Below are 9,450 nucleotides of genomic sequence, written 5' to 3' on the forward strand. Positions count from 1 at the left end.
GCGGTCGCCGATCGCTTACGAGCACACCCTCCGACCAGCAGCAACTACCCTGACCCAAGCCGCATAGACGTGTTCAACATCCGGGGTCAAGGCCCTCGGAAGAGATCGGTCAGCTCCGCCTGTCGCCCCGTCGGCCAGGCACTGATCACCCCTGAGCCGTCGGGATACGTGACCACTTCCTGGTCGACGAGGCCGCCCTCGAGAAGGGTGCTCCACAACGATGCCGACTCCACCTTGGCCAGCTGCGCGTTGAGCAGATGCTGCGCTGCCCGTGGGTAGTACTCCCTGATCACCCCACCGACCCTAACGGCGGGCACTGACATCACCCGTCCCCACCGCATCCGCTGGGATCCGTGCAGCCTGCATGCCGTGATGACGCATCGGCACCCGAAACTCACCTGTTGGCGGCCGCCTGGACAAAATCGTCGCCTGGTGCGGCAAGCCGTCTCGCCTCCGCCGCTGCGTTTTCCTGCGCTGTGACCACCGCCCCTCCAATTCCTGCCTGCCCAACCGGCGCTGTCAGTGGCACCCGGCATCATGAATCACGACATACACGCACGCAGGGCAGGGCAGGTTTCGTGATGATGGTGCCGTGGACGACGCTGGAGCCGGCGCAAACAGAGACCGTGGTCGGGGTGCTGCTGTGCCGCGAGCACCCACACGCGGAGCGGATCCGCCCCTCCCGGGGAGACGGCGGCATCGACGTCATCGAGATCACCGAAGGCGGCTGGATCGTCTACCAGATCAAGTACTTCGCCACCAACCTCACCGCAAACCAGAAGAAGCAGATCGAACACTCCTACAACGAGGTGCGCGCCTTCGCCGCCTCCCAGGGAGCCCGCATCGCCGCCTGGCACCTGGTACTTCCTTTGGACGGCACCAAAGAGAACCGACTCGCCTGGCTCGCCGAACTCACCCAGGACGTCGGCTTCCCCTGCCACTGGATGGGCCTCGCCCAGCTCCACGGCCTGGCGGCCAAATACCCAGACGTGATCGACTACTTCCTCGGCAACGGCATGGAACGCGTCCTGGACCTGCAGCAGCAGATGCTTGAACTGATGGGTCTCAAGCAGCGTACGGACCAGGCCCTCGCCACCGACAAGCCGGTCCCACTCAAGGCTGCGGATGCTACCGACGGACTCGAGAGCCTCTACCGGGCCCTCAACGCGCACGACCCGTTCTACCGCTACAGCTTCTCCGTCGACGACACCCGCCGCATACCGCAGCATGATCCCACGCTCGTCCTCGCCTCCCAAGCTCAGAAGGGCGATGGTCCGTGTGTCACCTTCCGGATCCATGTCCGCTACGCGCAAGCGGTTCACGACCACCCCCTGAACATTCGGTGGAAGGTGTCCTTTTCCGAAGACAAGCCCGCGCCCCCGGCTTTCCACGAGGCGATGACCTACGGCACACCGCTGACCTTGTCCTCCACTGAGGCCGCCTCCTTCAGCTGTACACTCGACCTGCCCGGCGGCCTGGGCGGCAGCTACTCGCACGGCAAGATCTCCCTGGGACCCGCCCGGCACGAAAGCCCCACCCGCAAGGTGCGCCTGCAACTCCTCGACGAGCACAACGCGGTGATAGAGACCCTGATCCTGGCGCTGGAACCGGCTCAGACCGGGCTGTCGGGGGACGGCCTGTCGGTCAAAGGTCGCGACACGTCGGGGGTGTTGCGCGTCCAAATACTCACGCTTCAGAGCACAGGTCAAACCACCATGCGGTTCGCCCTGGCCCCCCTCGATGGTCTGGCTCCCGACGAGATCCTGCCGGCACTGCGCTTCGCGGCAGGACTTCGAGAGCCGCATGGCCTCCGCGCCGCCGCACTATACGGCCCGGTCAACGCCGAGCCGACGCCGATCACCGCAGGCAACGACACAGACGAACTACAGGTGTTGGCCGCGCGGGAACTGGCCATCGCCCAGGCACTGTCGGTGATCCAAAAACACACCACTGAACAGTTGACCATGCCGGATTTGGCTCAGATGACGGTTGCCGAGGCGGAAGAATTGTTCAATGTCGCCCGTCTTCTGCATGAGCAGGCCATCAGCTACGACTGGCACCGGGCCGAATTGACGCTGCCCCGCGACGCCGTGCCCGTGCCGGTCACCCAGGGAAGCGGGCCGGAACCCTATACGTTCCACCGCCCCTTGGTCGCCAAGATCGCAACCAGGCAGGTCGACCTGGGCTGGGAACGCATCGATCTCGAGTCGGCTGTCACGGAGGCAGCAGAGATCGAGGAAGGCTGGCTTGTGGTGTGCTACCCGGGGACAAGTCAGAAAGGCATCAGCACCCACGTAGCCAGCCTGCCTTCTGTAGTGCCTGTGGAGGAATGAGTGCGGGCCGGGACGGGGCACCGCGCCGGAGAGGAGCGGGGCCCGGCCGTGCTGTGCAGCAGCAGGGCATCGGCCATGGTGAGAGGACCGAGCCTTGCCCGAGTCGGGGATCAGCCGCCGATGTCGATATCTGCCAGCAGCTCCGGCGTGATGTCTTCGATGCCTTCCTCGATGGCCGTTATGGCTGCCTGGCAGATGAGCTGGGAGAGCAGTTTGAGGTAGCCGCCGGTGCGGCGGTGCAGATTCGTGGCCTGACCGACCAGTGCATGGGGCGAGAGCCGGTGCAGACACAGGCTCTCTTCAAAGCTGCGCAAGACGGCGGGCCAGGTGTCCTGGTCGCCGTCGTACAGCGGGATGGGGTCGAGCCAGGTCACCGGTGGCCGGCTGGGATTCGCCTGGGGGAGCACCTTATACTCCTTGCCGTCTTCGCCGGTAATGAGCGGCGCACGCTCGCTCAGACCTTGATCTGCCTCGCTGAGTCCGTCCGCCTTCACGCAGGCCGCCCGCACGATCTCGCGGGCGCCGGTGCCGCAGAAGATGGTCGTGTTGCCGAGCTCCTCGCGCAGGGAGTCGCAGTAGTGCAGCACCGGGACGAGTTGGTCCGGGTGTACCCGCTGCATACCGTCCACGAGCAGCAGTTGAGTCCAGCGCCGTTCCAGGACGTACCACACGGACTGGGAGAGATCGGGCGTGCGCCTGGGCTGAAGCACCTCGTCCTCGGTCAGTGGCGCCGGGGCAAGGCCCAGGAACTCGGCGATCGCCCAGACCCAGTTTACGAGGTTGTCCGCATCCTGCGGGGCCATGATGTGCACGACGGGGATCCGGCCATCGTGCACTTCCTCGATGCTGCTCTGGAACTCCCGGCCGATGGCCCGCAGCAGGAAGGTCTTGCCGGTGCCGGGGGCCCGTCGATCACCCGGTCCATCAGCCCCTCGCGCCGGTTGCGGTTGACCAGCAGCAGCCGGTGCGCCTTCAGTAGACCCGCATCGAATGCGGGATTGGGCACCAGCAGCAGATGCCCGTGGTAGCGCAGGCGGGGGTCGTCGGAGGTGACCGGGGTGTCGATGTCGAACGGAGCGGAGTCCGCGAGATCGGGACGCTTGATCATCTCGTGGACGTAGGCGTTCCAGCCCTGCAGGGTGAAGATCCAGCGTGGCGCCATCGGCGCGGTGCTCACAGCTTGTTAGCGTGACGGGTGTATGGAGACTCCGGCTGCCAGCTCAACTCACTGACCCTCATGAACGGCAATCAGCGGTTCGAGACCATCCTTCTGGTGCGCGCTGAAGCTAATCACCTGCAGTAGTTACGCCGTCTGCCACTGCCCTGGCCCATGCTGCAACCGGCCGTTCTGGTCATGTTTGCTCCGAACATCACCGGCCCCTAGACTTTGCAGTTGGGACCATGATGTCCAGTTGGTCGATGGTGAGGGATGGCATTGCGTCCGAGATGCGATGCCGTCGATTACGTTGAGCGGGCCTGGGGGCCGTCGAGGCATGGAGTCAACTCACCGGCCGAGTCAACCTTGACGTTGCGGATCTACTCGCCGCGCTTCGCACGAGAGTGCCGGTGGTTTTGGTCTCCAACGCGATCACGCGGCTGGAGACGTATCTTGCCGCAGTCGGACTGGACGAGGCGTTCGACGCAGTGATCAACACAGCCAGGATCGGGGTGGCCAAGCCCGACTGACGCGTCGCCTCGACGCTGGCTGCGTACAACTGCGGGGAGGAATGCGGGCCGCCTCGTTCGGCGATGCGGATGAGGCGACCCGCTTGCGGCTACTTGAACCAGTAGCGGACGCCGTGGTGGTGTGAGCAGGTGCCCTGGGAGTGACGCGAGTAGGACGCGGTGGCGTCCTTGCACTTCGCGGTCTCGTACTTTGGCATTAACGGCTTGCGGCGGGGTCTGGCACAAGTTCCGTGAGCCGGTTGCTGACCGTGACGTCAGTGGCATGTGTTGAGATGACGGGACTCTGTTCGCCGACTTGCTGGGAGATCGTCTCGATGTCTGCCGCGTATCCCTCCTTGACGCGAGCTCTGGCCGAGGCTCTGGTCGATGTCCTCTGGTTCGTCGAAGGCTGTGAAGACGAGCAAATGGATCCAGACGACGCCGTCAAGGTCCTGGAGGGCGTCGCCCACGTCGTCAGCAAGCTGTCACGTGAGCAGCAGGACGAGTTCCTCGGCCTACTCGCCGCCATGGCCCGCGAGGAGCCTGATCCGTCGCGGCGAGCGTTTCTGGAGGAGTTCCCGGACGGCTTCGGACTGGTGGAGGACGCGGTCTGACCACAGCCTCAGGAGAGCAGGACCCGTTTACGCAGCAGGCCGAAGCCGGCACGGCCGAACATCTGCCTCTTGAGCATCTTGATCCGGTTGACTGCTCCTTCGACCGGGCCGGAGTTCCAGTCAGTGGTCAGCCCGGCGGTCACCGCGTCGAGGTCGTTGTTCAGTCCGGCGGCGAAACTGCTGATGCCGGGCAGGTTGGCGTCGGTGGCCTCGGTGATCCAGTCGGGCAGGCGGTCGCCGCTGAGAGTGGTGAGCATCTCCGCGAACGAGCTGGTCAGTTCTGCGGCGGACGTGAGTTCCGGGCAGTGGTCGAGTACGGCCTTGCGGTGCAGTTTCTCCTCCTCGGTCAGGGTGGCGGGGTGGCGGGTGAGCCAGCCGGTCACCTGCCGTACCGACGGCGGTGGCGGTGCGGGGGTGAAGCCTTCCCGTTGCGGCAGGTCTCTCCGGATCCAGTCGCGGACGGTGGAGTAGTGGCCGCGGAATCCGCGTTCGGTGATCTCCCGGTGGAGATCGAGGATGGTCATGTTCCCGTCGATTTCGGCCCAGCGCCCGGCCAGGTAGGGCTTGAACGGGTCGAGTTTGCTCGGGAGTTGACGCTTGCGGCCCTTGACCATGTCCTGCCAGCGGGCGGCGCGGGCGTATCTCTGCACGGTGTGCCGTCCCCAGCCCAGGTGGTGGGCGACGCCCCGCAGACTCATGCCCTGGGCGAGGAGATCGTGGACGAGGGCGTGGTGGGCGCGGGCCCTTTCGGCGAACTTGCCGGTCGGGTCATCTGTTTCGGCCTCCTGGCCAGGTGCCGTCTCGGCGGGCGTCTCCCATGCGGGCTCCGGTTCCGGGTTGATCGGCGGGAGGTCGCGCAGGCAGGAGCGGTGGTCGGCGACGGTCTTCTCGACCGCGGAGGCGAGGTTCTGCCAGAGGTGGAACCGGTCCGCAACCTGGAGGGCCTGGGGTGCGGCGGTGTCGGCGGCCTCGGCGTAGGTGCCGGCGCGGTCGCGGCAGATGACCTCGATCTCCGGGTGGGCCGCGAGCCACGGGGCGAGGGTGGCGGCGTCACGTTCGGGCAGCAGGTCGAGGACCTGGTGGCTCTCGGCATCGATCACGACCGTCCCGTAGACATGACCGCGCCGGAGCGCGAAGTCGTCCACGCCGACGGCGCGAGGCTGCGTCGCTGCCGGGTCGGGCAGGTCCATCACCCGCCGCAGCAGCGTGGTGCGGCTGGTCGCGATGCCCATGACCCCGGCGAGGCGGGCACCGGCCCGGCCCGCCAGGGCCAGCCCGATCTCACTCATCGCCCGGCGCAGCCGCTCAGTGACCCGGCCATGGCGGCGGGTCAGCCCCGGCACCTGCTCCACGAACGTCCGCCGACCGCAGGCCGAGGCCGTGCAGAAGAACCGCCGGACCCGCAACGCGAGCTGTGCTCGTCGCCCTGCAGCGGGCAGATCTGCCGGAAACCGCAAGTAGGAGCTGTGCACCCGTTCCGTCCAGTGAGCGCAGTCGGGACAGGCAGCCCCGACAGGCGTGCACCGGGCCTCAACGCGTATCGCCTCGCCGTGCGCATCCATAGCCACGACGGCGACGCCGGGGACCGACGGGAACAACAACTCCTGCAGCCGGGACAACACCTCGTTCACGGCCACCGAATGTCGGCCGTACCACCCGCACGAGGAACGATTTCAAGGCGACTTCCGCACCCACCAAAAGAAGATCAACAACTACAAGGCGTGACCGGCTCACGGAACTTGTGCCAGACCCTTGCTGTGGCCCCACTTCTCCGGCCTGAGTTGGCTCCACTGCGTGGCTCGCGAGGCCGTCGTTCCGGCTTGTGGTGGCCCCGGGTTCCGGCGGGGACCGGCCCCAAGTCTTCAGGTTGATATTCCGCCGGCAAGCTCAAGCGACTACGTTTCCCTTCGTGCCCACCGCAGAAGCCGCCTCGGCATTCATCAGCACGTTCCTCGCCGAATTTGCCGGAATGGCGGACCCGGAGCGAGTTACCTTCGTCTCGTCTGTGTTGGACTGGCGGGAGTTGGCGCCGGTCGCGGTGGGTCCAAGCTGGGAGGAACTGAGCGACGGCCAGCGCGAAGCCGCCCTGGCTGCCCTCACGGGCCACGTCGCCGCACTCATCGCGGAGCTTCCCCTGACGAGTGCGTCCCTGGTCATCACGGATCCGGATCCGCACGACAGCAGCAAGTTCAGAGTCATGACCGGCGCTCTTGTCGATGAAGAGCCGACCGAGATCACCTTCTGGGTGTTCGAACAGGCTGGCAGAGGGCTCAGGATCGGCAATGTCGGGGTGGAGGGTGTGTCCTTCCTCGGCAGGTTGCGTCCTCGACTGACTGCCATCGCGGAGAGCCAGGGCATCGATGCGGTGATCCGCGCACTGCCCCAGACGGTTGGATAGGAGCGGCCTGCGCGGGCTCGCCTATCGCCCGGCCTGCTGCTTGGCCTTGGTCTGGGCGAGGCGGTAGGACTCGGTGCCGGTCTCGATGATGGCGCCGTTGAACGTGAGACGGTCGACGATGGCTGCGCAGAGACGAGGGTCGGTGAAGGTCTTCGTCCAGCCTCCGAACGATTCGTTCGAGGCGATGGCCACGCTGTTCTTCTCCTCGCGCTCGGTCAAAACCTGGAACAGCATCTCGGCGCCCCGGCGGTCCAGTTCGAGGTATCCGAGTTCATCGATGCAAAGCAGGTCGACGCGCCCGTAGCGGGCGATGGTCTTGGTGAGCTGCTTCTCATCGGCGGCCTCGACGAGTTCGTTGACCAGCTTAGCGGCGAGTGCGTAACGGACGCGGAAGCCAGCCATCGCGGCAGCGGAGCCCAGCCCGATCAGCAGGTGGGACTTGCCGGTGCCGGAGTCGCCGATCAGGCAGAGCGGCTTGCCTTTCTTGACCCATTCGCAGGTGGCGAGGTTGTGGATCTGGGCGGGGGTGACGTTGGGGTTGGCGGTGTAGTCGAAGTCGGAGAGCCATTTCTGGCGTGGGAAGCCGGCTGCCCGGATGCGTCGTTCGGACCGGCGCCGATCGCGGTCCTCACATTCGGCCATCAGCAGTTCGGCGAGGTAGCCGCGGTAGGACAGGTGCTCCCGTTCGGCGCGGGTGGCAGTGTCGGCGAACTGGGTCCGCATGGTCGGCAGTCGCAGGACCCGGCAAGCGGTGTCGATGGCGGCGTCGGCGGCGGGTTCGGTCAGGGTGTGGTGCGGGCCGGTCATCGCAGGTCCCTTCCGGGTCGGTGGTGCAGGAGCTGGTCCCAGCGGTCCAGGGCGGGCAGGGGACGCTGGTCGGGAGGCAGGCGGGCGGCTCGGCGCTCGGTCAGGCTCGGCAGCGGACGAGCCGGAGGAACGATCGGATCAGGAATCGGGGTGGTGGCGGTGACGGTCGGCGACCTGCCCTCCGTCTCGGCAGCCTTGCGGGCCTCCAGCGCGACCACGTCCGCGGTGCTGGCCCCGGCCGCGAGGGCGGCCCGGATGCCGGCGACCACGTCGCGGTGCTGCAGATGCCGGTGCAGCAGCAAGACGTGGACCAGGGCCTTCGTGCCGTCCGTCTCCCCGAGGGCGCGCTTGGCCGCCGACCAGAACGCCTCATGAGCCGGAGTGAAGGTGCCCTCGTGGCGGGCCTGCTCGAGTGCTTCGGAGCCGGCCAGGGCGCCGGGCTTGGTCAGCAGGACCTCCAGGAAGTGGTCCAGCACCACCCGCTCGGCACCCTTGGCGGTCAACCGCGGGTGGCGGGCGATCTCGGTGCGTCCGTGGAAGACAACGACCTCGCTGGAGCGCAGCAGGACGTGGACAGTGCGGCCGATGAACCGGACGGGAACCGAGTACCGGCAGACGCGGACAGCGACCATGCCGTAGCGGTCAACGCGGGGGTTGAACGCCATCCCGGTCTCGAAGTGGCCCGCGGGTAAAGGCAGCAGCAACGGGGCCTCACGGGCGAAGTCCTGACCGATGGTGCGGATCCGCATACCAATCCGGCGTCCCTCCTCAACCCGTTCGAACTCGGCGAACGCCTCATTGAGCTCATCCAGCGCGTTGACGCGCGGAACGGGGGTCAGGTAGTTGCGGCGCCAGTAGCCGATCTGGCCTTCCACTCCGCCCTTCTCATGGGCGCCGCGAAGGCCGGGCTCGCAGTAGAACGGGGTGATCGAGAAGTGCTGGCGGAAGTCGTTCCAGCGGGGATGCTCCTCGCGGGAGCGGCTCTTGCGGATCACCCGGGAAACAGCGGGCGAGAGATTGTCATACCGAATCTGGCCGCCCGGGATGCCTCTAATATGCGGGTCTCGATGTCAACCCCGAGGGGACCATGCCGCGGTCTGGAGAGTCGATCGATCAGCAGGATTCGAAGCTTGGGGTGGCAGGGCGGATGTTGCCGTCTTCGTCCATGAACTCGAGTCGTTCCATAAACGCCACGATGAAGTCGGCGAACGGGCCGTCGAAGGTCTCGCATCCCTCCTCGTGGGCCATGGTGACGATCTTCCAGCGGTCCGGATCCGGGTGGCAGGGCAAGAAGAAGTGCTCGTCGCCGCCGTAGTCGTAGCCCCAGGAGATCAGGCCGCCGGGCTCGGGGTGGAACGGGTGAGGGAAGTCGTCCGGTCGACGCTCGCGTCGTGCGGCGAATCTCTCGTGGATGCTGCGCATGCGTTCCAGCAGCGGACTGGACCCCCGAGGATGGAAGACCACGAGTTCGTCGGAAATCACCCCGGCGCCATAGGTGTCCAGGAAAGCCTTGTAGTCGCTGGGAAGCGGCGAGCCAATGAGCCCTTTCCAACCTCACTTGCCAGGCGGGCGGTTGGGCTGACAGACGGATGAAGCCCCTGGTAGATGGGTTTTCGACCAAGAGAACCGTCTC

The 9,450-nt window shown here is 66.3% G+C and carries 10 protein-coding genes and 1 pseudogene; 3 read left to right on the forward strand and 8 right to left on the reverse strand.

The features are described 5' to 3' along the window. Positions 1-86: 86 nt before the first annotated feature. Positions 87-293: a hypothetical protein gene (locus ACIRQ9_RS40160; protein WP_404185690.1), complete on the reverse strand. Its 207-nt coding sequence runs from the start codon at positions 291-293 to the stop codon at positions 87-89. Between the two features lie 285 nt (positions 294-578). On the opposite strand from ACIRQ9_RS40160, the gene ACIRQ9_RS40165 reads away from it, so the two are divergent. Beyond that, a complete protein-coding gene (locus tag ACIRQ9_RS40165; RefSeq protein ID WP_404185693.1) occupies positions 579-2,333 on the forward strand; it encodes a hypothetical protein in 1,755 nt (584 codons plus the stop codon). A gap of 110 nt (positions 2,334-2,443) precedes the next feature. Here ACIRQ9_RS40165 and ACIRQ9_RS40170 read toward each other — a convergent pair whose 3' ends face one another. The 3 genes and pseudogenes from ACIRQ9_RS40170 to ACIRQ9_RS40180 form a co-directional block, all read right to left on the reverse strand. Then, positions 2,444-3,214: a hypothetical protein gene (locus ACIRQ9_RS40170; RefSeq protein WP_404185714.1), complete on the reverse strand. Its 771-nt coding sequence runs from the start codon at positions 3,212-3,214 to the stop codon at positions 2,444-2,446. After that, positions 3,106-3,510: a hypothetical protein gene (locus tag ACIRQ9_RS40175; RefSeq protein ID WP_404185696.1), complete on the reverse strand. Its 405-nt coding sequence runs from the start codon at positions 3,508-3,510 to the stop codon at positions 3,106-3,108. Before ACIRQ9_RS40175 ends, ACIRQ9_RS40170 begins: the two co-directional genes overlap by 109 nt. Positions 3,511-4,108: 598 nt before the next feature. Then, a pseudogene (locus ACIRQ9_RS40180) lies at positions 4,109-4,222 on the reverse strand (DUF3761 domain-containing protein); the annotation flags it as partial. A gap of 201 nt (positions 4,223-4,423) precedes the next feature. Here ACIRQ9_RS40180 and ACIRQ9_RS40185 point away from each other — a divergent pair. Further along, positions 4,424-4,612, forward strand: coding sequence for a hypothetical protein (locus ACIRQ9_RS40185; RefSeq protein ID WP_338059080.1), 189 nt, complete (start codon positions 4,424-4,426; stop codon positions 4,610-4,612). Positions 4,613-4,620: 8 nt separating this feature from the next. Here the strand turns inward: ACIRQ9_RS40185 and ACIRQ9_RS40190 are convergent, their stop codons facing one another. Beyond that, complete coding sequence (locus tag ACIRQ9_RS40190) at positions 4,621-6,249, reverse strand: ISL3 family transposase (RefSeq protein WP_404185700.1); 1,629 nt, start codon at positions 6,247-6,249, stop codon at positions 4,621-4,623. Positions 6,250-6,521: 272 nt separating this feature from the next. Between ACIRQ9_RS40190 and ACIRQ9_RS40195 the strand changes: the two genes are divergently transcribed. Further along, complete coding sequence (locus tag ACIRQ9_RS40195) at positions 6,522-7,010, forward strand: ABC transporter substrate-binding protein (protein WP_404185703.1); 489 nt, start codon at positions 6,522-6,524, stop codon at positions 7,008-7,010. Between the two features lie 21 nt (positions 7,011-7,031). Here ACIRQ9_RS40195 and istB read toward each other — a convergent pair whose 3' ends face one another. The 3 genes from istB to ACIRQ9_RS40210 all read right to left on the reverse strand — a co-directional run bounded on the left by istB (position 7,032) and on the right by ACIRQ9_RS40210 (position 9,299). Beyond that, entirely contained in the window at positions 7,032-7,817 is a 786-nt protein-coding gene (istB, locus tag ACIRQ9_RS40200; protein ID WP_404185706.1) for an IS21-like element helper ATPase IstB, read from the reverse strand. After that, entirely contained in the window at positions 7,814-8,812 is a 999-nt protein-coding gene (locus ACIRQ9_RS40205) for a Mu transposase domain-containing protein (protein ID WP_404185709.1), read from the reverse strand. Before ACIRQ9_RS40205 ends, istB begins: the two co-directional genes overlap by 4 nt. A gap of 118 nt (positions 8,813-8,930) precedes the next feature. Beyond that, positions 8,931-9,299 (reverse strand): hypothetical protein, encoded by a 369-nt coding sequence (locus ACIRQ9_RS40210; RefSeq protein WP_404185712.1) that lies wholly within the window; start codon positions 9,297-9,299, stop codon positions 8,931-8,933. Positions 9,300-9,450 lie beyond the last annotated feature (151 nt).

Origin of the sequence: Streptomyces sp. NPDC101237 (genome assembly GCF_044767465.1) — a bacterium.
Lineage (GTDB): Bacteria > Actinomycetota > Actinomycetes > Streptomycetales > Streptomycetaceae > Streptomyces > Streptomyces gramineus.